Below are 22,810 nucleotides of genomic sequence, written 5' to 3'. Positions count from 1 at the left end.
TCAGTAGTGCCAGGGGAAGGAGGACCAGTCGGGGTCGCGCTTCTCGAGGAACGAGTCGCGACCCTCGACGGCCTCGTCGGTGCCGTAGGCGAGGCGGGTGGCCTCTCCCGCGAAGACCTGCTGGCCGACCAGCCCGTCGTCGACGGCGTTGAAGGCGAACTTCAGCATGCGGATCGCCGTCGGCGACTTGGTCAGCACCGTGCGCGCCATCTTCAGCGCCTCGCGCTCGAGCTCGGCATGCGGCACCACGCGGTTCACCGCGCCCATCTCGTACGCACGCTGGGCGGAGTACTCCTCGGCGAGGAAGAACACCTCGCGGGCGAACTTCTGCCCCGTCTGGCGGGCCATGTAGGCGGAGCCGTAGCCGGCGTCGAAGCTGCCCACGTCGGCGTCCGTCTGCTTGAAACGCGCCTCTTCCGCGGAGGCGATCGTGAGGTCGCAGACCACGTGCAGGGAGTGTCCGCCGCCGGCCGCCCATCCGGGCACGACCGCGATGACGACCTTCGGCATGAAGCGGATGAGCCGCTGCACCTCGAGGATGTGCAGACGGCCGACGGCGGCACGGCCCGCGCCGTCGACGATCGCGGTCTCCGTGTCGGAGTACTTGTAGCCGTCGCGACCGCGGATGCGCTGGTCACCGCCCGAGCAGAACGCCCAGCCGCCATCCTTCGGGCTCGGGCCGTTGCCCGTGAGCAGCACCGCACCGATGTGCGCATCCTGCCGAGCGATGTCGAGCGCGCGGTAGAGCTCATCCACGGTGTGCGGACGGAACGCGTTGCGCACCTCCGGCCGGTTGAACGCGATGCGTGCGACTCCGCCGTCACGTGAGACGTGCGCGGTGATGTCGGTGTAGTCCTCAGCACCGGGCGCGAGCACCCATTCGGCCGGGTCGAAGAGGTCGGAGACGAATGCGGTGGTCACGGCATCCAGCCTATTCCTCGCGCCCGCGGCGAGCGCGCCAGGCCTTCATCCAGCCGTCGATGATGGTCCAGGTCTGGACGGCGATGATGCCGACTCCGGTGATTGCCGCGAGGATGCGCAACGTGTCGGCGTCCACCCCGTTGTCGGCGAACACGAACTGCACGAACTCCGGGTTCAGCAGCTCGTCCCGCACGAGAAGTGTCACCGCCCAGGTGGCGAACGCGATCGAGAGCGCCGTGTTGACGACGGCGAGACCGACCGTCCACCGGCGTCGGCGGTACACGGCGACAGCCAGGACGGCGTCGGCGAGCATGATGGCGAGGAGCACGGTCATCCCCCACGGCCAGAGCCCGGAGTTCAGGATCGGGATCGGATCGCCGCCGGTCGGGAAGAACCCGCGGGTCGCATCCCACACCACCGCGGCGACGCCGATGCCGAGGAAGACGAGAGTGGCGATCATGTCGCTGCGCGCGGCGCCGTTCTCGGTCGGCACGGGCAGCTGGTCGACGCCCCACTTCTCCCCCGTGTCGGCACCGGTGCGCTCGAGCACGACGAACACCAGCGTCACCCAGAAGCACACGTGAACGACGACCGAGAGGGTGACAGCGACGATTGCGCCGATCACGTCTCCGACCGGTGCCCCCTCGATCAACTTCGCGATCGCGACACCCACGGCGGCGCAGGCCGGAACGATGATCAGCAGCAGCTTGAGCAGCCGCCACCAGGTCAGGTAGTAACGGGGGCCGATGAGGTGCAGAGGGCGATCCGCATACCCGGCAGCCAACACCCCGGGGTCGCCGAGATCGGTGAGGACCGCGCGCTCGGCGGCCTCTGGCGCCTCACCCTGCTCGACTCGCGCCTCGACCGCATCGGCGATGGAGGCTTCGAGCTCGGCGCGGACATCGTCCTGCGCATCCGGCCGAAGACTGCGGATCGTGGCGCTGATGTACCGCTCGGTGAGCGTGGCTGTGGTGGTCATGTCAGTTCTCCTCTGCAGTGAGGGACGCGATCGCCGTGGTGAGCGATCGCCATTCGTCGGTGAGGGTGTCGGCGAGGCGGATGCCGGCGTCCGAGGTGCGGTAGAACTTGCGCGGCCTCGCCTCCTCGGTGTTCCACTCGCTCGTGAGGTACTCCTGCTTCTCCAGGCGGCGCAGCAGCGGATACAGGGTGTTCGCATCCGTCGCGAAGCCGCGCTTCTCGAGCTGGTCGAGCAGCGAATAGCCGTAGCCCGGCGTGCGCAGCAGCTGCAGGCAGGCCAGCACCACGGTGCCGCGCCGCAGCTCCTGCAGGTGCGTGTCGAGCGTCTCGTTCATGCAGCCCACATTACTGTGCGTCACACACTATTGTCCAGCGTACGTTTCGGACAGTCCCGGGGCGGACGGGAAGGGGGAAGTAGCGTGGAGTCATGACGCTCGAGATCACGCGCATCGACCCGTTCGACACCGCGGAGGTGGACGCCTGGTGGGATGCCTATGCAGCCGCCGAACGTGCCGACCGCGGATCCGACATCCCGGTCTGGTCCCGCGAGGAGACGCGCAACGCGATGCAGCAGCAGTCCCAGACTCTCGAGCGACGCCCCCTCCTGCTGCGCGACGACGGCACTGTCGTCGGCGCAGCGGGCCTCGCACTCCCCCTCAAGGACAACACACACGTCGCGCACCTCGCCGTCCACGTGCCGCCGGCGCATCGACGGCGCGGAGTCGGCAGCACCGCCCTGGCCTTCCTCGAGGCAGAAGCCGCCGAGGCCGGACGCACCACCGCGCAGGGCGACACCTCGTGGCCGTACGAGCTCGGATCCGACGGCAAGGGCGCACCCGGTCGCGAGTTCGCCCGCCGCCACGGCTACGCGCTCGCGCTCGGGGACGTGCAGAACCGGCTCGCACTCCCGCTCGACCTCGAGGTGCTCGACCGGATCGACGCCGACATCGCTGCGGCGACCCGGGGCTACTCGGTCCGGAGCTGGATCGGACCGGTGCCGGTCGACGTCGTCGAAGGCTGGGCGATCCTCGACGCCTCGATCGATACCGAAGCCCCCAGCGGCGATCTCGACATCGCACCCGCGAAGCCCGACGTGGAGAGCATCCGCGAGCAGGAGGAGCTCCTCGTCCGGCAGAACCGTCTTCCGATCGGCACCGTCGCGCTGACGCCGGAGGGCCAGGTCGCCGCCTACACCCAGCTCGTCGTATCGGGCGACGACGGCAATGCGTACCAATGGGGCACGCTCGTGCGCCGGGCCGACCGCGGCCACCGCCTCGGCACGGCGGTGAAGATCGCGAACCTCCGCCTGTTGCAGCACCGAGCTCCTCACGCACCTGCCGTCTACACGTACAACGCGGAATCGAACGCACACATGCTCGCCGTGAACACGCTTCTCGGGTTCATTCCCACCGAGCGGATGGGCGAGCTGCAGAAACACCTGGCCTGACGTGCAGCGGGTGAGATCGGGCCTCACGCGCAAGAAGGCCTGCGATGCAGGCGCAAATTCCTAGAGAGGAGAAACTCGTCAGATCCCGTCTGAATCAAGGTTCTTGACCGCACCTTCGGCAATAAGTCTGACACAATCAAAGAAGTTCGCAGTGGATCGAAGGAGCATCGATGAACAACCTCTATCGACTCCCGCAGCCTGCATTCGATTCCGACCTCGTGCCGCTCCTCTTCGAAGTCGAGCGGCTCCGCGCCGACATCGGCACCGGCACGACTCACCGTGAGATCGTCACCGAACTGCATCTCCTCTTCGACACGGTGATGAGCGTGATCTCCGCGCGCATCGAAGGCAATCACACAACCGTGTACGAAGCCGTCGAGACCATCGGCGCGGCAGAAGCGCGATCATTCGATGATCACCTCGGCGAGATCTCCAACATCGTCGAGGCAGTGCGATACCTCGACACCCTCGATCCTTCCCTTCCGCTCACACATGGGCTCGTTCGAGATCTGCACGCACGCACCGTCGACGGGCTCATCAGAGAAGGGGATCCCACCCCGGGGGCCTACCGGGAGCAAGATGTGGCCATCTCCGGTTCGGGCCACGTGCCTCCATCCTGGGTGACGGTGCACGCCGAGATCTCAGACCTGCTCGCCTTCGCGAACCATGACCGTCCGATGCACGAGCAGATGATGCAGATCGCGCTCGCACATCACCGCTTCGTATGGATTCACCCGTTCCGCAATGGCAACGGACGCGTGTCCCGTCTCTTCACGTATGCGATGCTCCGCAAGACGGTATTCGCCACGCGCGGCTACAGCGCACTGAATCCGGCCGCGGTCTTCGGCAACGATCGGTCGGCCTACATCGCGGCCCTCGAATCCGCCGATGCGCTGGATGACGAGGGAACCGTCTCGTGGATCACTTTCTTCGCACGGGGCATCCGCGACGACCTCGCCCGACTCGTCCAGCTACAAGACCATGAGTTCGTCGAGGCGGCGCTCGTCGGCCCGGCGCTGACGCAGCTGACGCGGGACGGGGTCCTCAGCCGCGCCGATGAGACGGTGCTACGCGCGGTTCTCGCGGCCGGCGTCGTGAAGGCCGGCGATCTCGAATCGGTGATCCCCGGCACCGCCTCCCAACGCTCCCGGGTCATCCGCGCACTCCTCGATCGCGGGCTGCTCCGCCAGGCGCAAGACGGTCCCCGCTTCTATCTGCTCTCACTGAGCAGAGGACCACTCGCTTCACGCCTCATCCGCCGCCTCAACGAACTGGGGCATCTCCCCAAGATCCTGGAGAACGATTGACATGATCCCGCCGCTCTCAGACCTGCTCGACTCGGCCAGGGTCGTCGCCCTCCCGATGCACAGTCGCTTCCGCGGCGTCGACGTGCGGGAGGCACTGCTCTTCGAGGGGCCGGAGGGGTGGGCGGAGTTCTCACCGTTCGTGGAGTACGAAGACGCGGAGGCGGCCACATGGCTCGCGGCCGCGATCGACTTCGCATGGCGCGAGCAGCCGGAACCCCTACGGGATCGGATCGGCGTGAACGCCACGGTGCCCGCGATCGAGGCGTCGCGCGTGCCCGAGCTGCTGGCGCGATTCCCCGGATGCCGCACAGCGAAGGTCAAGGTCGCCGAGCCGGGGCAGACCCTCTCCGACGACGTGGCGCGCGTTCGCGCCGTGCGCGAGACGATGGGCCCCGAGGGCCGCATCAGGGTCGACGCGAACGGAGCCTGGAACGTCGACGAGGCCGAGCACGCCGTGCATGCGCTGGGCGAGTACGACCTGGAGTACGTGGAGCAGCCCTGCGCGACGGTGCCGGAGCTGGCGGATCTCCGCAGGCGCGTGAAGTACATGGGCATCCCGGTCGCCGCCGACGAGAGCGTGCGCAAGTCGTCCGATCCGCTCGCGGTCGCCCGTGCCGGCGCGGCCGACCTGCTCGTGATCAAGGCGCAGCCCCTCGGCGGCATCGCTCACGCGCTGCAGATCGTCACCGCCGCGGGGCTCCCCGTCGTGGTCTCGAGCGCCCTGGACACCGCGATCGGCCTGTCTCAGGGAGCCGCCCTCGCTGCGGCCCTCCCGACACTCGACTACGACTGCGGGCTCGGCACGGCGTCGCTGTTCCTCGACGACGTGGCCGACCTGCGCCCGGTCGACGGCTCGATCCCGGTCGGCCGCGTGACACCCGATGCGGAGGCACTCAGTCGTCTCGCCGCATCGGACGAACGACGCGAATGGTGGCTCGCGCGCCTCGCCCGCTGCCACTACGAGCTCTCGACCGCCGCACACTGAGGCCGACTGCCGCGGCGAGGACCCCGTCGCACGTCACCGCGGACGCCCGCCGAGCACCTCGGCGAGGTGGCGCGTGGCGAGGTCGGTGCTGCGCCGACCGTGGCCGCCTTCCGCGCCGAAGATCGTGAGGATCTCGGCGTCGTGCTCCCCATCGGCGCCGAACCAGTGCGGCGTGCGTGTATCGAACTCCGCGACCTCTCCGGCCTCGAGCATGATGTCGCGGTCACCCACGATGAGCCGGATGCGTCCGGTGAGCACATACATCCATGACGACCCCTCATGCGAGGTGAGCTTCGGCTCCGAGGCCTCGGAAGGCACGATGATCTTCCACGCATGCCTCTCGCCCGGCTGGCGTGTGAGCGCCACCACAGTGCGCCCGTTGACCCGCCGCGGGCGCAGCCGCACCCGCGGGTCGCCGGTCTCGGGAGCGCCCACGAGGTCGTCCAGCGACACCCGGTACATGCGCGCGAGCGGCAGGAGCAGCTCCAGGCTCGCGCGCCGCTGACCCGTCTCCAGGCGCGAGAGAGTGCTCTTCGAGATACCCGTGGCCGACGCGACCTCGGCGAGTGTCGTTCCTCGTCGAAGGCGCAGCGCCTGGAGCCTCGGACCGATCTGCTCCAGCGTCGCGTCGATGACCGCCTCGTGTTCGTCCATGGCCTCATCCCATCACCGCCATCCCGCTTTCGGCAACTCGTGTTGCTGTTCAGTGAAGACGCGATCGATGCTGAGGACATGACCGTGACCACGACTTCCCCCCTTCGCTCAGGCACGGCCGGGCTCGCTCTCAGCGTGCTGGTCGCGTCCCTCGGCACCAGCGCCGCCAACGTGGCGCTCCCCACGATCGCCCGAGACCTGGATGGCACCTTCTCCCAGACACAGTGGGTGGCGCTCGCGTACCTACTGGCGATGACAGCGACCAGCCTCACGGTGGGATACCTGGGCGACCTCCTCGGGCGAAGACGCATCCTGGGGATCGGCATCGTCATCTTCACCCTCGCTGCCGTGCTCTGCGCGCTCGCTCCGACGCTGGGGGTGCTGATCGGCGCCCGCGCTCTGCAGGGTGTCGGCGCTGCCGTGATGATGGCGCTCCCTCTCGCCCGTGCCCGCGACATGGTCGCGCCGGAGCGCCTCGGACGTGTCATGGGCCTGCTGGGGACGACGGCCGCAGTGGGCACCGCCTCAGGCCCCGCGCTCGGCGGCCTCCTGATCACGGTGGCGGGGTGGCCGGCGATCTTCGCAGCAATGGCGCCGCTCGGCGTGCTGGTCGCGGTTCTGACCGGCATGACAGATCGCGATACGTCCGCGGCGAGCGGGCCCCGACGCGGATTCGACATCGGCGGCGTGCTGCTGCTGACGGCGGCCGTCACCTTCTACACGCTCGGCGTGACCTCGCCCGGTGCCGACGGATCCTGGCCGACGATGCCGCTCCTCGGCGGCGCGATCGTCACTGCCGCTCTGTTCGCCCTCCGGGAGGCCCGCGCTTCCCATGCGCTCCTGCCGCCGGCTCTGCTCCGCAATCGCGACCTCTCGATCGGGGCCGTGCTCAACCTGATCGTGGGCACGGTCATGATGAGCACTCTCGTGGTCGGCCCGTTCTTCCTCGCGGGAGGGCTGCACCTCACTCCGGCCGCGATCGGGGCGACCATGGCCGCGGGACCGCTCGCCTCCATCTGCACCGGCGTGATCGCCGGCCGCGCGGTCGACCGGTTCGGTACGCGGCTCATGACCACGGCGGGGCTCTCGGCCATGGTCGTCGGAGCCCTCGCGCTCGCGTTGCTGCCCTCCTGGTGGGGGCTCATCGGATACATCACGGGCACTGTGCTGCTCGCCCCCGGGTACCAGCTGTTCCTGGCGGCGAACAACACCGGAGTCCTGAGTGCGACGCCGACAGAGCACCGCGGTGTGACGTCAGGATTGCTCGGCCTGTCCCGCAATCTCGGGCTCGTCACTGGCGCCTCCGTGCTCGCGGCACTCTTCGCCGCAGCCTCCGGCGCAGCAGAGATCGCGACCGCGTCTCCGGAGGCGCTCACCGCAGCACTGAAGGTGACGTTCCTCGTGACGGCTGCGCTCCTGGCCGGTGCCGCACTGCTCTCCCTCGCAGCGAGCCGTCAGACCTCGAGGGCCCGGGGAACGGCGACGCCGACTACGGCTCGATGAGCAGCTGCACCAGGCGGCCGAGCTCCTCGCCACCGGAGTGCCGAAGCTGCGCGTCGTCCTGGCCGGCCATCGCTCCTCGCACGGTCATGCCCTCCCAGATGATCATGAGCATGCGCGCGGCGATCTCGGCCGGGAGCCGCAGCCGCAGGAGACCCGCCGAGATGATGTCGTCGACGATCTGCGCGATGCTCGAGACCATCTCGCGCTCTTGGGCGAGATACGCCTCGCCGAACCTCGCGTCGCGCAGGGCACGGATGCGGATCTCGCTGAGCAGCATGACGCCGAGGCGGTCGTCTCCGCCGAGCTCCATGATCTGCTGCACGAGATCGATCGGATCGCACCCTTCGACGAGGGCACCGGCGGCGGTCAACTCCTCGACGCGGGTGCGCACCGCGTTCACGCGCACTTCGGAGACGCTGGCGGCGAGCATGAGGAACAGCTCGTCCTTGGACTCGAAGTTCGAGTAGAACGCGCCGCGGGTGAAGCCGGCTCGCTCGCAGACCGCTTCGACCGATGCTCCATCGAGCCCGACCTCGGCGAAGACCTGCGCCGCCGCTTCGAGCAGACGGGCACGCGTGTTCTCACGGCTGCGGGTTGCGGGTGTCGACATCGAAACCTCCTGACCCTTCACTCTCGCATGATTCACACCCTGCACACAGGCTTGGCCGGGCGGGTCACCTTACGATACATCTATGTATCGGATACACCTGTGTATCCACCCCGCACCCCTCGGAGGATCGCGTGTCCACACTCCTGTCCTCGCTCGGACGCTGGTCCTTCCGGCACCCGTGGCGAGTCCTCGTGTCCTGGCTGCTCGCGCTCGGCATCGCCGGCGCCGGGGCACTCGTGCTGGGAGCGGGAACAGACAACACGTTCTCCATCCCCGGAACCGAATCGCAGGCCGGTCTCGAGCAGCTCTCCCGTTCGTTCCCGCAGGTGAGCGGCACGAATGCGCAGTTCATCGTGGTCGCCGCCGACGGCGACAAGATCACGGATGACGACTACCGGGAACACATCGAGGACGCCGTCGACGAGCTGGGCGACCTCGACGGTGTGCTCGCCGCCACCTCGCCCTATGACGAGATGGTCAAGGGCATGATCAACGAGGACGACACGGCGGCCATCGTGCGCGTGCAGTTCGACGGCGAGGCCACCGACGTCTCGGACACGACGAAGGATGCGCTGCGCTCGGCCGTGAGCGACCTCGAGTCCGTGCTTCCTTCCGGCTCGCAGACCTCGCTCGGCGGCGACCTCTTCGCGATCTCGATCCCCGGCGTCACCCTCACCGAGGCGGTCGGGCTCCTCATCGCGCTCCTCGTGCTCATCGTCACGTTCCGTTCATTCGTGGTGGCCGGGCTCCCCCTGCTCACCGCGATCCTCGGCGTGGGCATCTCGATGGCCGGCATCTTCACCGCGACCGCCTTCGCCACCGTCTCCTCGACCACCCCGCTGCTGGCGCTCATGCTGGGACTCGCGGTCGGCATCGACTACGCGCTGTTCATCATGGCGCGACATCAGGACCAGGTGCGAGAGGGCGTGGATCCGGAGGAATCGGCATCCCGTGCCGTCGGTACCGCCGGATCGGCCGTCGTCTTCGCCGGCGTCACCGTGCTCATCGCACTGATCGGCCTCGGCTTCGCCGGCATCCCGTTCCTCACCACCATGGGTATCGCGGCCTCCGCCGCCGTCGCCGTCGCCGTCGCGATCGCCGTCACCCTGACCCCCGCTCTTCTCGGATTCATGAAGGGCAAGGTCGTCGGTCGCCCGAAGAAGGTCAAGGCGCCGAAGACGAAGAAGAGCGCGGCATCCGATGCCTCGGAGGAGCCGAAGCCCGTCACGGCCCCGGCGAAGGGCAGCGCCCGCTGGGTCGGCGGCGTCATGAAGCACCCGGTGCTGGTGTCGCTCGCCGTCGTCCTCGGACTCGGGATCGTGGCCGTGCCCGCGCTGAGCCTCGACCTCGCCCTCCCCAACGCCGGTGTGCTGCCGAAGGACGCCGAAGCCCGGCAGAACTACGACCTCGTCGGCGAGCAGTTCGGACCCGGGTTCAACGGTCCGCTGATCCTCACCGGCACGATCGTCACCTCCACCGACCCGCTCACTCTGATGGAAGACCTCGGCGACGCGGTCGCGAAGGTCCCCGGCGTGAAGGAGGTCGCCCTCGCGACGCCGAACGAGACCGCCGACACCGGCATCGTGCAGATCATCCCCGAGACCGCACCCGACGATCCGGCGACGGCCGACCTCGTGCGTGAGCTGCGCAGCCACCACGACGAGTGGCTCGACGAGTTCGGCATCGACCTCAAGGTCACCGGCTTCACCGCCGTCGGGATCGACATCTCCGACCAGCTCGGCAACGCGCTGCTGCCGTTCGGCATCTTCGTGATCGGCCTCTCGCTGATCCTGCTGACCATCGTGTTCCGCTCGCTGTGGGTGCCGATCACGGCTGCGGCCGGATACCTGCTCTCGATCGTCGCCGCCTTCGGCGTGGTCGGGGCGGTGTTCGAATGGGGATGGTTCGCCGACCTGCTGCACGTCGCCAAGGTCGGGCCGATCATCAGCTTCATGCCGATCATCCTGATGGGCGTGCTGTTCGGTCTGGCCATGGACTACCAGGTCTTCCTCGTCTCCCGCATGCGCGAGGACTTCGTGCACGACAAGGATGCGACGAGCCCGAACCGTGCCACCCGGCGGGCCGCCGCGCTCCGGGCCGTGCGCAGCGGTTTCACCGGCTCGGCGAAGGTCGTGACCGCAGCCGGGCTCATCATGTTCGCGGTGTTCGTCGCGTTCGTCCCCGAGGGCGACTCGTCGCTCAAGCCGATCGCGCTCGGCCTCGCCGCCGGCATCGCCTTCGACGCCTTCCTGGTGCGGATGACGCTGATCCCCGCGCTCATGGCGATCCTGGGCGAACGTGCCTGGGAGCTCCCGCGCTGGCTGGAGAAGGTCCTCCCCCGCGTCGACGTCGAGGGCGAGGCCGTCGAACGCGAACGACACCTGGCCGCATGGCCGGGCGACGGGTCGATCGTCGCCGCCGACGACCTCGAGATCAGCGCCGATGCGCCGCTCATCGAGGGTCTCTCGATGCGGATCCCCGAGGGCGGTGCCGTGATCGCGACCGGTGGCGACCTGCGCACCCGCCGGGCTTTGGCCCTGACGATCGCGGGACGCCTGACCCCCGCGGACGGCAAGCTGAGAGTCGCGGGGCACCTGCTCCCCGGACGCGCCGCCTGGGTACGCTCTCACGTCGGCTGCGTGCTGGTCGACGATGCGGATGCCGCGCTCGGCGACCTCACCGAAGCCCTGCGCGGAAAGTCGCAGATCGTCGTGATCGACGGGATCGACCGCCTGAGCGGCGGACAGCGCGACCAGGCGACGGCGATGCTGCGCGACGCCGCGGCCTCCCGCACGCTCGCGGTGTTCGCCACTGCCTCCGACGCCGATTCGGCACGGACCACCCTCGCCGAGGCCGGATGGCCCGACGCACAGACTCTCGACACGCGTGCTCCTCTCCGGAGCGCCGCAGAATCCACCGAGGTGACCGCATGACCCTCCCCATCGAGCGCGCGCGCTCCCGCAAGCCCATCACGTGGCTGACCATCCTCGGCGTGCTGCTGCTGCCGGCGGCGGTCGGCGGCATCCTGGTCGCGGCCCTGCAGAACCCGACGGAGCGCCTCGACTCCATGACCGCGGCCATCGTCAATCTCGACGAGCCTGTGACCATCGACGGGCAGATGACTCCGCTCGGGCGCCAGCTCGCCGCGGGTCTCGTGGAGGGGTCAGACGACCTCGACTCGAACCTCACCTGGGTGATCTCGAACAAGGACGACGCGGCCGACGGACTCGCCGACGGCTCCTACCAGGCCGTCATCACGATCCCCGAGGACTTCTCGACCGCCGCCACCTCGGCCGGCACCGCGATCTCTGACGGCGGAGGCAAGGCCGAGCAGGCCACCATCACGGTGACCACGCCGAAGGACGGACTCGTCGCCGACGACCTCATCACGGGTCAGCTCGCCGATGTCGCCGCGTCGACCATGGGCACGATGCTCTCCGAGGCGACGACCGAGAACATCCTGGTCGGCTTCACCACCATCGGCGACCAGATCGGCGACGCGGCAGACGGCGCGGTGAAGCTCGCGAGCGGGGCGCGGGATGCCGCCACCGGAGCCGCCGCGATCCCTGACGGCGCCACGAAGCTGGCCTCCGGGGCGGGCGAGCTCGGGACGGGTGCATCGTCGCTCGCCTCGGGCCTCGACACGATCGCGGGCAAGACGCGTGAGGCCGCGGCAGGTGCGGCGCAGATCGGATCCGGGCTGACGGCCGGCGGTGCCGCGCTGCAGCAGAACGGCCTCGTGCCGGATGCCCTGTCGGCCGGCGCCGATGGTTCTGCACAGCTCGCCGGCGGAGTCGCTACGGGCGTTTCCGAGTTGTCGAAAGGGCTCGATTCCCTCACGACGAACTGCTCCGCGGCAGCCACACAGGCATTCTGCGATCAGCTCGCCGCCCTTGCGACCTCGGCGGAGGGTCTCGTCGGTCCCGCCAACCAGTCTGCGGGCGCGGCCACGGGCACGGCTGCGGGTCTAACCGCATTTGACGCTCAGGCTTCGGTGGAACTCGCCGGGCAGTTGACGCAGGCCGGTGCGGGCGCCACCCAGCTGTCCTCCGGCCTCACTCAGCTCGCAGACCAGGGCATCGGCGCATCGGCCGCCGGAGCCCGTGGCCTCGCGTCCGGTGCGACCCAGCTCTCCAGCGGAGCGACCGCTCTCGCCGATGGTGCCACCGAGCTCACGACCGGGCTCGACACCCTGGCGACCGGTACGGGTGACCTCGCCGGCGGGCTGCGTACGGCATCCGATTCGCTCCCCTCGTTCAGCGACACCGAGTCGAAGTCTCTCGCCTCGGTGATCGCAGACCCGGTGTCGTCGAACTCGTCGATGAACACGATCTTCGGCCCGACCGCCATCCCGCTGCTCGCTGCGGTGGTGCTCTGGTTCGGCGGACTCGCGACCTTCGTGGTGATGCGCGCCCACACCGCTCGCACCCTCACCTCTCGCCGGTCGTCGGCCACGCTCACGCTGCGGCCATTCGCTCCCGCGGCACTGATCGGCGCGGGTCAGGGACTGCTGGTGTCGCTGATCGTGCAGGTCGTGGCCAGCTACGATGCCGGCACCTGGTGGGCCTTCGCAGGTACCGCCGTGCTCGCCGGTGTCGTGTTCGCCGCCGTGAACCAGGCGCTGGTCGCCCTGTTCGGCGGGATCGGACGCTGGATCTCGGCCCTGGTCGGAGTGCTCGCGGTCGCGACGGGTCTGGTCTCGACGGTGCCCGGCTGGCTCGCCGGTATCGGGGCCGCCCTCCCGACGGCTCCGGCCTTCGCGGGGTTGATCACCGCCAGCGGCTCGGCGGTCGCCGCTCTGGTCGTCTGGGGCGTGCTGTCTCTCGTGGCCACGACCCTCGCCGTGACGCTGCGGCGCACGACCTCGGCCAAGGCGGTCCTCGCCACGGCCTGACTCCTCGCCCCGCAGCGAAGACCATCCACGCCGGCCCGGCGCGTCGAAATATGACGAACCGGGCCGTTCGTGTGTCAGCCTCCGGTTTCGCACCCTCACAACGCGTCCTAGGCTCCTGACATGCGCCGGCCGTTCATGGACACCCCCGACCAACTCGCGAGCCTGGAGGGACAGCAGTACCTCGTGCTCCGGCCCACCGCGGCGGTCGGCACGGTCTATCGCGATGTCCAGGATGCCGCCGTCTCCCGCCTCGGCATCCCGGCACGGCGCCCGCACACCGGGCACGTCACACTGCGAGGGTTCTACGAGCCCGAGCGACGCGAGGCACTCACCGAGCTGATCCGCTCGTGGGCAGCGCAGCAGGGCCCGATCGAGATCATCGCCGAAGCCGTCGACGAGTTCCCCGTGCCCTGGCAGATCCTGATCGTGCGCCTCGCCCGCAGCCCCTCGCTCGTGTCGGCGTATTCGTCGCTGACCGCCGCACTGGATGCCACGGACTTCCGTCGTATCGGCGAGCTGCCTCTGGAGGATTGGACGTTCCACCTGTCGGTGCTCTACGGCAAGACCCTCGACGGAGCCGAGTGGTCGCGCTTCGCACAAGCCGAGTCACGACCCTTCGAGCCCGAGCCTTTCGAGAGGATCACCGAAGCCGAACTGGTCTGGTACCAGGACGGCATCGAGCACGCCGAGGTCATCCCGCTGCGCGGCTGACCCGAGTAAGCCGTCTCCGCGACGCTGGTGGCACCACGGGTCAGCTCAGCTCAGCTCAGCTCAGGCCGGAGTAGGCGTGCAGGCCCTTGAAGAAGACGTTCACGATCGTGAAGTTGAAGATCACGGCCGAGAAGCCGACGATCGCCAGCCACGCCGAGGGGTTGCCGCGCCAGCCGCGCGTCGCGCGAGCGTGGATGTATCCGGCGTAGATGACCCAGATCACGAAGGTCCAGGTCTCCTTCACGTCGAAGCCCCAGAAGCGGCTCCAGGCGTAGTAGGCCCAGATGGACCCGGCGATGAGCGTGAAGGTCCAGAGGATGAAGCCGATGATCGTGAACATGTACGCCAGGCTCTCCAGGCGCACCGCGTTCGGGAAGGTGCGGAGGAAGCCGGGACCGGTCTTCGTGGCGTTCTCGCCGAGGAGTCGCTCGCGGCGCGACTGCATGAGCTGGATCACCGAGAGCGCGAACGCGAGAGCGAAGAACGCGGTCGCGAGCGAGGCCACGAACACGTGGATGACGAGCCACACGCTCTTCAGCGGGTCCATCAGCGGTGAGACGTCGACGTAGAAGTTGGTCGCCCCGAGGCCGAGCAGCACCACGACGAGGCCCGTGATGAACGTGCCGAGGAACCGCAGGTCGATGCGGGTGAGCACGACGAGGAACACCGCGATGATGAGCAGCGTGCCCATCATGGCGAACTCGTACAGGTTGGCCCACGGGACTCGTCCGGCCGCGATGCCACGGGTGATCGCAGCGGCGAGGTGGAAGAGGAACCCGAGCACCGTGAGCGAGGTGCCGATCCGCGCCATCACGAACCGCTGCGGGGCGGAACCGGCACCGGACGTGCCTGCGGATGCGGCGACGCCCCCGCCACCTGCTCCGACGAGCACCGACTCGCGGACGTTCTGCGCGTCGGCTGTCGCCTGCGAGCGCCGTGCGAGATCGAAGGCGTAGGCAACGAAGGCCGCCGCGTAGATCGCGATCGCCGTCCAGAGCAGGACAGGCGAGATCACGTTGAGCTCGAGCATGGTGTCAGTCTACTTTCCGGGTGTCGGTTGCCGGGGCTTCCGGCTCGGCGGACTCGTCCGCGGTGTCATCGATCGTGGGGCGCGCCGTGGTGCCTCCGGCCGCGTCGAGCAGTCGGGCGTGCCCTGCGACGAGGTCTTCCACGGCTGCGGCGAGGGTCGGGTCCTCGCCTCGGGCGAGCGCGGCGTACTCGAGGGCGATCTCGCCGTCGTGCGCTGTGGCCTTGACCCACACACGGCGACGCGGCACGAACAGCGCGATCATGAGACCGCCGAGTGCGAGCAGCGCGAAACCGAGCACCCACACGCCGGACTCGTCGCGGTGGATCTGCAGCGAGGCGAAGCGCTTCACCGACTGGGAGGCGTCCGCTGCGCCGGCCGGAGACTCGTCCTCGAAGGTCACCGAGCCGAGGCCGTTCGGCAGCTGTGCGGTCTGCCCCGGTGCCAGCTCGATCGACTCGACGTCGGTGGTGCGGCCCGTGAGCTTGGTCATCCCCGTGGTGTCGAGCACGTAGACGGAACGCGGCACCCCCTCGTTGATCCCGAGGTCTCCGGTGTACACGTCGAGAGTGAGCGTCGGGTTCGTGAGGTCGCCGTAGGCGGAGAAGAACGCACCGCTCTCGAGCACGCCCGTGGTCGGGTAGAAGAACCCGACGAGTCCGACCTGCTCCGCAAGCCCGTCCGGCACCTTGAGCACACCGAGCGAGGTCATGTTGTTGTCCTGAGGAAGGAACGGCGTGCTGTTGGTGAACACCACGTTGCCCTCGGGGTCACGCACGGTCACGGTCGGCGCGTAGCCGTTGCCGAGGAGGAACACGTCGTCGTCGGCGACACCGAGGGGCTCGTTGACCTTGACGGAGCCGGTGCGCTCCTCGCCGTTCTCCTGCACCGTGACGTTGGCAGAGAAGTCTCCGGCCTGCCCGGAGCCGGGCTCACCGAACGGCTGGTACGTCACGTCGAAGGAGTCGAGGCGCATCGAGTACGGAGAGAACGCGTCGTCGCTTACGAAGCGTCCGCGGTTCATCGAGTCGTAGTCCAGGAGAGTGTTGGCGAAGGTCTCCCCCTCCACCAGCACGCGCTGACCGGTGTACGAGAACCCGCCGCCGATACCGACGGTGACCAGCACCCCCACGAGCGCGAGGTGGAAGAGCAGATTGCCGGTCTCGCGCCAGTAGCCGCGCTCCGCGGAGACCGAGAACGTGCAGCCGCGGTCGTAGCGCTCCACACGGTAGCCGAGAGCCTTGAGCTGTTTCGTGGCGACGTCGATCGATGCGGCGGCCTCGGCTTCGGCATCGCCGGTCTTCGTGCCGGAGTCTGCCGCAGGGTCCCGAGTGACCGCGCGGTAGTCCTCGAGCCGCTGCAGTCGCGCGGGGGTGCGCGGCGGGCGCGCACGCAGCGCCTTGGCGTGGTGCTTGATGCGCGGGATCACGCAACCGACGAGCGAGGCGAACAGCAGCAGGTAGATCGCCGAGAACCACGGCGACAGGTACACGTCGAACAGCTTCAGCGCGTCGAGCACCGGGAAGAGGTCGGGATTGTCGCGCTCCCACTGTGTGACGCCGTTCGGGTCGGCCATCCGCTGCGGGAAGATCGAGCCGGGGATCGCGGCGATCGCGAGCACGAGCAGCAGGATGAGCGCGGTGCGCATCGAGGTCAGCTGACGCCACCCCCAGCGCAGCCAGCCGACGAACCCGAGCCGCGGCTGGGTGATCGAGTCGTCGCCGTCGACGTGGTCCGACGGACGGAGCGGATCGCTGGAGTCGCTGTTCGCGGCGCCCTTGTTCTTGGTCATGGCCTTCTCAGTGCGGGGGTTCTTCTCGGGACGGGTGGGCTTGTCGGGACGGGAATCGGGTCGCGCGCCCACCTCCGGATCGTCAGAGCGGGAGGATGACACTGCCGATCACCGCCGTCAGTCTCGACATGATGTCGGTCCAGAGCCCGGTGACCATCAGCACGCCGAGGAGGAGAAGCATCACGCCACCGATGATGTTGACCACCCGGATGTGCCGACGCAGGAAACCGATCGCCTTCGTGGCCCAACCGAAGCCGAGGGCGACGAGCAGGAAGGGGATGCCGAGGCCGAGAGAGTAGGCGAGACCGAGGAAGCCCGCCCGCACAGGATCACCGGCGTTGAACGACAGCGCGAGGATCGCCGCGAGCGTCGGGCCCATGCAGGGAGCCCATCCGATGCCGAGCGCGATACCGAGGAGCGGGGCTCCGACGACGCCGACCTTCGAGTCGACGTGGAAGCGGAACTCCTTCTGCGCGAAACCGAAGAGCCCGAGGAACACCAGCCCCATCGCGATGATCACGACCCCCAGGATGCGCGTGATCAGGTCGCCCCACTGCAGCAGGAAGACCCCGGCCGTTCCGCCGAGCACGGTGTAGAGGATGAAGACGATCGTGAACCCGAGGATGAACAGCAGCACGCCCCCGACGAGTCGCCCTCGCGTCGCGGTCTCGGTCGTCTGCGTCGTCGTCCCGCCTTCCGCACCGGCAGCAGCGGTCGACCGAGGCGCGACGGCACCGCCGAGGAAGCCGAGGTAGCCGGGAACGAGGGGGAGCACGCACGGGGAGAGGAAAGAGACGAGTCCCGCGAGCATCGCGACCGGGATCGCGATCCAGAGGGCCCCGGAGCCGATGATCGCTTCGGGGTTCACAAGGCTCCCCTGATGGTCACGAGTCCTCCGCCAGGGCGTCCTTGACGAGCGTGGAGAGGATCGACTTGCCGTCGATCGGGCCGATGATGCGGGCAGCGACCCGGCCCTGCTTGTCGAGCACGAGGGTCGTCGGCGTCGCAGTGATCGGCGTGGCCTCCGCCTTCGCGAAGGCGAGCTTGGCCTGGGCGGTGTCGACATCGATCAGGCTGGGGTAGGTGACGCCGTACTCGTTCGCGAAGGCCACAGCGGTGTCTGCCTGGTCGCGGGTGTTGATGCCGACGAACGCGACGTCCTCATCGCTGAAGTCCTGCCACACCGCTTCCAGATCGGCGGCCTCGAGGCGGCACGGCGCACAGCCGGCGTACCAGAAGTTCACGACCGCGACCTGTCCGGCGATGTCGGCGCTGTCGAACTTCTCGCCCTCCTCGGTCACCCCGCTGAACACGACGGGTTCGCCGCGCTCGGAGACCGGGATCTCGACGATGGCACCGTCGGCGGCGACATAGCCCGTATTCTCGCCGTTCAGGAACGATTCGCTTACCGGATCGGGAGCGCAGGCGCTCAAGCCGATGGCGAGCACCGCAGCGAGCGCGGCACCGACCGCACGACGCGAACGCCGGGTGCGGGAGGAGCGGCCGCTGCGGATCTGACGGACCGTCGAATCGCTTGGCACGACTCCGAGTTTACGCAGAGGATCCTATGCGCGAGCCGGAAACGGGCGCCTCGCCGAGGGTCTCAGAAGCGTGCCAGAACGTCGTCCACACCCGCACGGAACCGCGGGCAGGTGGCGATGTCGTGCGCCCGGCAGCCCATCGCGTGCTCGGTCATCTCGCGGGATCGGCGCATCTCCTCCATACGCCGATCGATGTCGTCCAGATGCTGCTGCAGCACCTGGTGCCGCCCGGCGCTGCCGTCGTCGAGCAGCACCCCGATCTGTTCGAGCGTCATCCCCGCGGCCTTGCTGCGCTGGATCACGGCGATGCGCACGACCTCGTCTTCGCCGTAGCGCCGGCGCCCCGCGGAGTCTCGAGGCGGCCGGAGCAGACCCACCGATTCCCAGTGCCGCAGCACGTTCGTGGGCAGTTCGACGCGGGCGGCCACGTCGCCGACGGACCAGGGGTGCGCATCGCTTGACTTCATGTTGACATGAAGTCACAGACTGACGAGGAACGCAACAACGTCATCGGAAGGACCACCATGTACGACGCCATCGTGATCGGCGCAGGACCGGCAGGACTGCAGGCCGCTCTGACCCTCGGGCGGATGCACCGCTCCACGTTGCTCCTCGACTCGGGCGAGTACCGCAACGGCACCGTCCTGCACATGCACAACATGATCGGCGCGGACGGCACCGCCCCCGCCCAGCTCCGCGCGACCGCACGGGCAGAGCTCTCCGCCTACGACGACGTGGATATCCGCGACGCCGCAGCGATGAGCGTCTCGGGCGACGAGGACGCCTTCGTCGTCGGCATCTCCGATGGCTCCGTGGTCGAGGGGCGCCAGGTCATCCTCGCCACGGGCGTCGCCGACGACCTTCCCGACGTCCCCGGCCTGCAGGACCTGTGGGGCACACTCGCGTTCAGCTGCCCGTTCTGCGACGGACACGAGCACGCGGGAAGACCGATCGCCATCCTCGGCGCCGCACCTCGGGCCGCGCACCTCATCGGGCTGCTGGGCCGGATCGTCGGGGACATCACCGTGTTCCCCGTCGGGGAGATGTTCGCCGACGAAGACATCCAGATGCTCGAGGCTAAGGGCGTGCGGGTGAGCCCTGCCCCTGTCTCCTCCCTCGAGAAGGTCGACGGAGGCGTGCGCATCCGCACCCACCACGATGAGCGCGTGGTCGACGGCATCTTCGTCGCGGCGGGATCGATGCGCCAGCGGTCACCGTTGGCCGCGCAGCTCGACCTGCAGATGCTCGAGTCCGGCTGCATCGAGATCGACGAGTTCGGACGCACCTCGCTCCCCGGGGTCTTCGCCGCGGGCGATCTCGCCCACAGTGCGACCCTTCCCGGCCCGATGGCATCCGTGCTGCTGGCGGCCGCCGCCGGTCAGCTGGCCGCGGTCGGCATCATCCAGTCACTCCTGGCCGCCGAGCACTGAGCGGGGCGCGTCGCGAGGACCGGCTCAGACCGCGCCGACGTCCACGGCGCCGCCGGTCGCGGCGGGCTCGGCGTAGGCGACCTCTCGCCAGACGTCGCCGACGCGCTCGAACGAGGTGACACTCGACAGGGCGCAGCGACGCGTGCGCGGGTCGTGCTGCAAGGGCAGGCCCGCCACCCGGAGGTGGGTGATCCAGATCGGCGCCTGGTGCGAGACCATCACGACGTCGCCGTCCGGTGCCGCATCCCACGCTTCGTCCATGATGCCGAGCATCCGCTCCGCGATGGAGGAATACGGCTCACCCCAGCTGGGAACGGACGGCTGGCGCAGGTGCCACCAGTTCAGCGGGTTCATCAGGGAACGGCGCATCTGCGTCCCCTCGAACACGTTGGTCGGCTCGATCAGGCGGATGTCGACCTCGGGCACGAGGTCAAAGCGCTCCGCGAGCGGCTCGGCCGACTCCTGCGCACGCTCCAGCGGCGAGGAGTACAGCGCGCGCACGGGACGCTCGAGCGAGGCCACGTGGTCGGCCGCCGCTGCGGCCATCCCCCGGCCCGCCGTGCTCAGGTGGTAGTCGGGAAGACGACCGTAGAGCACGCGGGCCGGATTGTGCACCTCGCCGTGTCGGACGAGGTGCAACCGGGACGCCGTCATGTCACGCCTTGCTGTAGCGCGAATCCCCGAAGCCGAGGATCAGGTACCCGATGTACGGGAAGAGGAAAAGCAGGAAGAACGAGAAGAGCCCGCCCTTGTTGAAGCGCTCACCGAGCTTGAACGCGACGATGATCGCGAGGATCAGGTTCGCGACCGGGATGAGGTACAGCAGTGCGAACCAGCCGGACATTCCGGCGATCTTCACCAGGAAGACGAGGTTCACGATCGGGATGATCGCGAGGATGCCGGGGTATCCGGCCTTCGTGAACACCTTCCACAGCCCGATGGCGACGAGGATGTAGAAGACGAGCGCGATCAGGCCCGTAGTACCGGAGAAGATCGATGCGTAGAGATCGGCGATGCCGTTGTTGTCCACGGTGCATCCTTTCTGTGTAAGAGCTGTGTCGTGGCGATCCTACTGATATGCCGCCCCGGACGCCGCCGACGGGGCCGATGACCTCCCGACCGCCCCCGTAGAATGGGCGGGTTCCCCATTTCCCAGATCAGAAGGAATACTCCGTGCTTCGCACCCACTCGGCAGGCTCTCTGCGAGCCGAGCACATCGGTCAGACCGTCACCCTCTCGGGTTGGGTCGATCGCCGTCGTGACCACGGAGGAGTCGCTTTCATCGATCTGCGGGACGCCTCCGGCATCGCTCAGGTCGTCATCCGCGACGAGGAGATCGCGCACCCGCTGCGCAACGAATTCGTGCTGAAGGTGACCGGCGAAGTGTCGCTGCGCCCCGATGGCAACGCGAACCCGAACCTCCCCACCGGCGAGATCGAGCTCATCGCGACCGACGTCGAGGTGCTGAACGAGTCCGCTCCTCTCCCCTTCCAGGTCTCCACGGCGCTCGCCGACACCGAGACCGTGGGCGAGGAAGCCCGTCTCAAGTACCGCTACCTCGACCTGCGTCGTCCGGCCCCCGCATCCGCTCTGCGCCTGCGCTCGAACGTCTACAAGGCGATCCGCGACGTGCTGCACGCCGACGACTTCACCGAAGTCGAGACGCCCACCCTCACGCGCTCCACGCCCGAAGGCGCGCGCGACTTCCTGGTGCCGGCTCGCCTGAGCCCCGGCAGCTGGTACGCCCTGCCGCAGTCGCCGCAGCTGTTCAAGCAGCTGCTGATGGTCGGTGGCGTCGAGAAGTACTTCCAGATCGCCCGCTGCTACCGCGACGAGGACTTCCGCGCCGACCGTCAGCCGGAGTTCACGCAGCTCGACATCGAGATGAGCTTCGTCGACCAGGAAGACGTGATCACGCTCATGGAGTCGCTCATCGTGGCGATGTGGGCGACGATCGGTGTCGAGGTGGCCACGCCCCTGCCGCGCATGACCTACGCCGACGCCATGGCCAAGTACGGCTCCGACAAGCCCGACCTGCGCTTCGGACTCGAGCTCGTCGAGGCGACCGAGTACTTCAAGGACACCCCGTTCCGCGTCTTCCAGGCGGAGTACGTCGGCGCGGTGCGCATGCCCGGTGGCGCCTCGCAGCCCCGCAAGCAGCTCGACGCCTGGCAGGACTGGGCCAAGCAGCGCGGCGCCCGCGGCCTCGCCTACGTGCTGTTCAACGAGGACGGCACGCTCGGCGGCCCTGCCGCGAAGAACCTGTCCGAGGCCGAGCAGGCCGGACTCGCCGAGCTCGTCGGTGCCGAGACCGGCGACTGCGTCTTCTTCGCCGCCGGTTCCACCAAGGAGAGCCGTGCGCTGCTCGGTGCCGCGCGCGTCGAGATCGGCCGCCGCCTCGGCTACCTGAACCCCGATGAATTCGCCTTCACCTGGGTCGTCGACGCTCCGATGTTCGAGCCGGCAGCCGACGCCGTGGCCTCCGGTGACGTCGCCGTCGGCGCGGGCGCCTGGACGGCCGTGCACCACGCCTTCACCGGCCCCAAGCCCGAGTTCCAGGACACGTTCGACACCGACCCCGGATCCGCACTCGCCTACGCGTACGACATCGTGTGCAACGGCTCGGAGCTCGGTGGCGGCTCGATCCGCATCCACCGCGAAGACGTGCAGAAGCGCGTGTTCGAGGTCATGGGCATCAGCGACGAGCAGGCCGACGAGCAGTTCGGCTTCCTGCTCGACGCGTTCAAGTTCGGTGCCCCGCCCCACGGCGGGATCGCGCTCGGCATGGACCGCGTGCTGCAGCACCTGACCAAGACCGAGTCGATCCGCGAGGTCATCGCCTTCCCGAAGTCGGGCAACGGCTTCGACCCGCTCACCTCCGCTCCGGCGCCCATCACCGACGCGCAGCGCGCCGAGGCCGGCGTCGACTACGAGCCCGAGGACGACGAGGCCTGACGCCCACCGCCACGCGGACTCACGCCCGGGCCGCACGCAGTCCTCGGACTCGTGC

The 22,810-nt window shown here is 68.7% G+C and carries 21 protein-coding genes; 9 read left to right on the top strand and 12 right to left on the bottom strand.

The annotated features are described in order from the left end of the window. Genes ASD13_RS13430 through ASD13_RS13420 form a run of 3 tightly spaced genes read right to left on the bottom strand, consistent with a single transcriptional unit; the run spans window position 1 to window position 2,234 of the window. Complete coding sequence (locus tag ASD13_RS13430) at window positions 1-921, bottom strand: 1,4-dihydroxy-2-naphthoyl-CoA synthase (RefSeq protein ID WP_017828156.1); 921 nt, start codon at window positions 919-921, stop codon at window positions 1-3. Window positions 922-931: 10 nt separating this feature from the next. Next, the gene (locus ASD13_RS13425) at window positions 932-1,900 is read right to left on the bottom strand and encodes a permease prefix domain 1-containing protein (protein WP_055870061.1); all 969 of its coding nucleotides are present in this window, start codon (window positions 1,898-1,900) and stop codon (window positions 932-934) included. Between the two features lies 1 nt (window position 1,901). Then, window positions 1,902-2,234 carry a PadR family transcriptional regulator gene (locus tag ASD13_RS13420; RefSeq protein ID WP_055870057.1) on the bottom strand — a complete coding sequence of 111 codons (333 nt, stop codon included), beginning with the start codon at window positions 2,232-2,234 and terminating at the stop codon, window positions 1,902-1,904. A gap of 92 nt (window positions 2,235-2,326) precedes the next feature. Here ASD13_RS13420 and ASD13_RS13415 point away from each other — a divergent pair, with 92 nt between their 5' ends. The 3 genes from ASD13_RS13415 (at window position 2,327) to ASD13_RS13405 (ending at window position 5,638) form a co-directional block, all read left to right on the top strand. After that, window positions 2,327-3,346 carry a GNAT family N-acetyltransferase gene (locus ASD13_RS13415; protein ID WP_055870055.1) on the top strand — a complete coding sequence of 340 codons (1,020 nt, stop codon included), beginning with the start codon at window positions 2,327-2,329 and terminating at the stop codon, window positions 3,344-3,346. Between the two features lie 170 nt (window positions 3,347-3,516). After that, window positions 3,517-4,653 carry a Fic family protein gene (locus tag ASD13_RS13410; protein ID WP_055870053.1) on the top strand — a complete coding sequence of 379 codons (1,137 nt, stop codon included), beginning with the start codon at window positions 3,517-3,519 and terminating at the stop codon, window positions 4,651-4,653. A 1-nt stretch (window position 4,654) separates the two neighbouring features. Beyond that, window positions 4,655-5,638 carry an o-succinylbenzoate synthase gene (locus ASD13_RS13405; protein WP_055870050.1) on the top strand — a complete coding sequence of 328 codons (984 nt, stop codon included), beginning with the start codon at window positions 4,655-4,657 and terminating at the stop codon, window positions 5,636-5,638. Between the two features lie 33 nt (window positions 5,639-5,671). Here the strand turns inward: ASD13_RS13405 and ASD13_RS13400 are convergent, their stop codons facing one another. Next, complete coding sequence (locus ASD13_RS13400; RefSeq protein ID WP_055870048.1) at window positions 5,672-6,292, bottom strand: helix-turn-helix domain-containing protein; 621 nt, start codon at window positions 6,290-6,292, stop codon at window positions 5,672-5,674. Between the two features lie 84 nt (window positions 6,293-6,376). On the opposite strand from ASD13_RS13400, the gene ASD13_RS13395 reads away from it, so the two are divergent. Continuing rightward, window positions 6,377-7,795: an MFS transporter gene (locus ASD13_RS13395; protein ID WP_200942484.1), complete on the top strand. Its 1,419-nt coding sequence runs from the start codon at window positions 6,377-6,379 to the stop codon at window positions 7,793-7,795. On the opposite strand, the gene ASD13_RS13390 is transcribed toward ASD13_RS13395, so the two are convergent. Continuing rightward, the gene (locus ASD13_RS13390) at window positions 7,782-8,405 is read right to left on the bottom strand and encodes a TetR/AcrR family transcriptional regulator (protein ID WP_055870043.1); all 624 of its coding nucleotides are present in this window, start codon (window positions 8,403-8,405) and stop codon (window positions 7,782-7,784) included. The genes ASD13_RS13395 and ASD13_RS13390 overlap by 14 nt on opposite strands. A gap of 131 nt (window positions 8,406-8,536) precedes the next feature. Between ASD13_RS13390 and ASD13_RS13385 the strand changes: the two genes are divergently transcribed. From ASD13_RS13385 to ASD13_RS13375, 3 genes are all read left to right on the top strand, one after another. Then, window positions 8,537-11,338, top strand: coding sequence for an MMPL family transporter (locus ASD13_RS13385; protein ID WP_055870040.1), 2,802 nt, complete (start codon window positions 8,537-8,539; stop codon window positions 11,336-11,338). Next, window positions 11,335-13,299 carry a YhgE/Pip family protein gene (locus ASD13_RS13380; protein WP_055870039.1) on the top strand — a complete coding sequence of 655 codons (1,965 nt, stop codon included), beginning with the start codon at window positions 11,335-11,337 and terminating at the stop codon, window positions 13,297-13,299. The genes ASD13_RS13385 and ASD13_RS13380 overlap by 4 nt, the downstream gene beginning before the upstream one ends. 120 nt (window positions 13,300-13,419) lie before the next feature. Beyond that, complete coding sequence (locus tag ASD13_RS13375) at window positions 13,420-14,010, top strand: 2'-5' RNA ligase family protein (protein WP_235562592.1); 591 nt, start codon at window positions 13,420-13,422, stop codon at window positions 14,008-14,010. Between the two features lie 55 nt (window positions 14,011-14,065). Here ASD13_RS13375 and ccsB read toward each other — a convergent pair whose 3' ends face one another. The 5 genes from ccsB to ASD13_RS13350 form a co-directional block, all read right to left on the bottom strand. Next, on the bottom strand, window positions 14,066-15,040 hold the full coding sequence (gene ccsB / locus ASD13_RS13370; RefSeq protein ID WP_055870035.1) for a c-type cytochrome biogenesis protein CcsB: 975 nt from the start codon (window positions 15,038-15,040) through the stop codon (window positions 14,066-14,068). Between the two features lie 4 nt (window positions 15,041-15,044). Next, the gene (gene resB, locus ASD13_RS13365; RefSeq protein WP_055871160.1) at window positions 15,045-16,829 is read right to left on the bottom strand and encodes a cytochrome c biogenesis protein ResB; all 1,785 of its coding nucleotides are present in this window, start codon (window positions 16,827-16,829) and stop codon (window positions 15,045-15,047) included. Window positions 16,830-16,911: 82 nt separating this feature from the next. After that, complete coding sequence (locus ASD13_RS13360) at window positions 16,912-17,697, bottom strand: cytochrome c biogenesis CcdA family protein (RefSeq protein ID WP_017828142.1); 786 nt, start codon at window positions 17,695-17,697, stop codon at window positions 16,912-16,914. Between the two features lie 16 nt (window positions 17,698-17,713). Next, window positions 17,714-18,370, bottom strand: a complete 657-nt coding sequence (locus tag ASD13_RS13355) for a TlpA family protein disulfide reductase (protein WP_082531512.1) — start codon at window positions 18,368-18,370, stop codon at window positions 17,714-17,716. Between the two features lie 62 nt (window positions 18,371-18,432). Then, the gene (locus ASD13_RS13350; protein ID WP_055870033.1) at window positions 18,433-18,837 is read right to left on the bottom strand and encodes a MerR family transcriptional regulator; all 405 of its coding nucleotides are present in this window, start codon (window positions 18,835-18,837) and stop codon (window positions 18,433-18,435) included. Window positions 18,838-18,843: 6 nt separating this feature from the next. Here ASD13_RS13350 and ASD13_RS13345 point away from each other — a divergent pair, with 6 nt between their 5' ends. Then, entirely contained in the window at window positions 18,844-19,800 is a 957-nt protein-coding gene (locus ASD13_RS13345; RefSeq protein ID WP_235562590.1) for an NAD(P)/FAD-dependent oxidoreductase, read from the top strand. A gap of 24 nt (window positions 19,801-19,824) precedes the next feature. Here the strand turns inward: ASD13_RS13345 and ASD13_RS13340 are convergent, their stop codons facing one another. Both ASD13_RS13340 and ASD13_RS13335 read right to left on the bottom strand, forming a co-directional pair. After that, complete coding sequence (locus tag ASD13_RS13340) at window positions 19,825-20,454, bottom strand: histidine phosphatase family protein (RefSeq protein ID WP_055870030.1); 630 nt, start codon at window positions 20,452-20,454, stop codon at window positions 19,825-19,827. Window position 20,455: 1 nt separating this feature from the next. Next, window positions 20,456-20,830 (bottom strand): DUF5684 domain-containing protein, encoded by a 375-nt coding sequence (locus tag ASD13_RS13335; RefSeq protein WP_017828137.1) that lies wholly within the window; start codon window positions 20,828-20,830, stop codon window positions 20,456-20,458. Between the two features lie 143 nt (window positions 20,831-20,973). Here ASD13_RS13335 and aspS point away from each other — a divergent pair, with 143 nt between their 5' ends. Further along, window positions 20,974-22,755, top strand: coding sequence for an aspartate--tRNA ligase (gene aspS, locus ASD13_RS13330; RefSeq protein ID WP_055870027.1), 1,782 nt, complete (start codon window positions 20,974-20,976; stop codon window positions 22,753-22,755). Window positions 22,756-22,810: the final 55 nt, after the last annotated feature.

The organism is Microbacterium sp. Root1433D1 (assembly GCF_001426835.1).
Classification (GTDB): Bacteria; Actinomycetota; Actinomycetes; order Actinomycetales; family Microbacteriaceae; genus Microbacterium; species Microbacterium maritypicum.
The sequence above is the reverse complement of the archived record's forward strand: the minus strand, read 5'-3'. Positions and strand labels throughout refer to the sequence as shown.

Coding starts and splice junctions, on each gene's coding strand:
- ASD13_RS13425 (WP_055870061.1), bottom strand. CDS start 1,900: ATGACCACCACAGCCACGCTCACCGAGCGGTACATCAGCGCCACGATC.
- ASD13_RS13420 (WP_055870057.1), bottom strand. CDS start 2,234: ATGAACGAGACGCTCGACACGCACCTGCAGGAGCTGCGGCGCGGCACC.
- ASD13_RS13415 (WP_055870055.1), top strand. CDS start 2,327: ATGACGCTCGAGATCACGCGCATCGACCCGTTCGACACCGCGGAGGTG.
- ASD13_RS13410 (WP_055870053.1), top strand. CDS start 3,517: ATGAACAACCTCTATCGACTCCCGCAGCCTGCATTCGATTCCGACCTC.
- ASD13_RS13405 (WP_055870050.1), top strand. CDS start 4,655: ATGATCCCGCCGCTCTCAGACCTGCTCGACTCGGCCAGGGTCGTCGCC.
- ASD13_RS13400 (WP_055870048.1), bottom strand. CDS start 6,292: ATGGACGAACACGAGGCGGTCATCGACGCGACGCTGGAGCAGATCGGT.
- ASD13_RS13390 (WP_055870043.1), bottom strand. CDS start 8,405: ATGTCGACACCCGCAACCCGCAGCCGTGAGAACACGCGTGCCCGTCTG.
- ASD13_RS13380 (WP_055870039.1), top strand. CDS start 11,335: ATGACCCTCCCCATCGAGCGCGCGCGCTCCCGCAAGCCCATCACGTGG.
- ASD13_RS13375 (WP_235562592.1), top strand. CDS start 13,420: ATGCGCCGGCCGTTCATGGACACCCCCGACCAACTCGCGAGCCTGGAG.
- ccsB (WP_055870035.1), bottom strand. CDS start 15,040: ATGCTCGAGCTCAACGTGATCTCGCCTGTCCTGCTCTGGACGGCGATC.
- resB (WP_055871160.1), bottom strand. CDS start 16,829: ATGACCAAGAACAAGGGCGCCGCGAACAGCGACTCCAGCGATCCGCTC.
- ASD13_RS13350 (WP_055870033.1), bottom strand. CDS start 18,837: ATGAAGTCAAGCGATGCGCACCCCTGGTCCGTCGGCGACGTGGCCGCC.
- ASD13_RS13345 (WP_235562590.1), top strand. CDS start 18,844: ATGAAGTCACAGACTGACGAGGAACGCAACAACGTCATCGGAAGGACC.
- ASD13_RS13340 (WP_055870030.1), bottom strand. CDS start 20,454: ATGACGGCGTCCCGGTTGCACCTCGTCCGACACGGCGAGGTGCACAAT.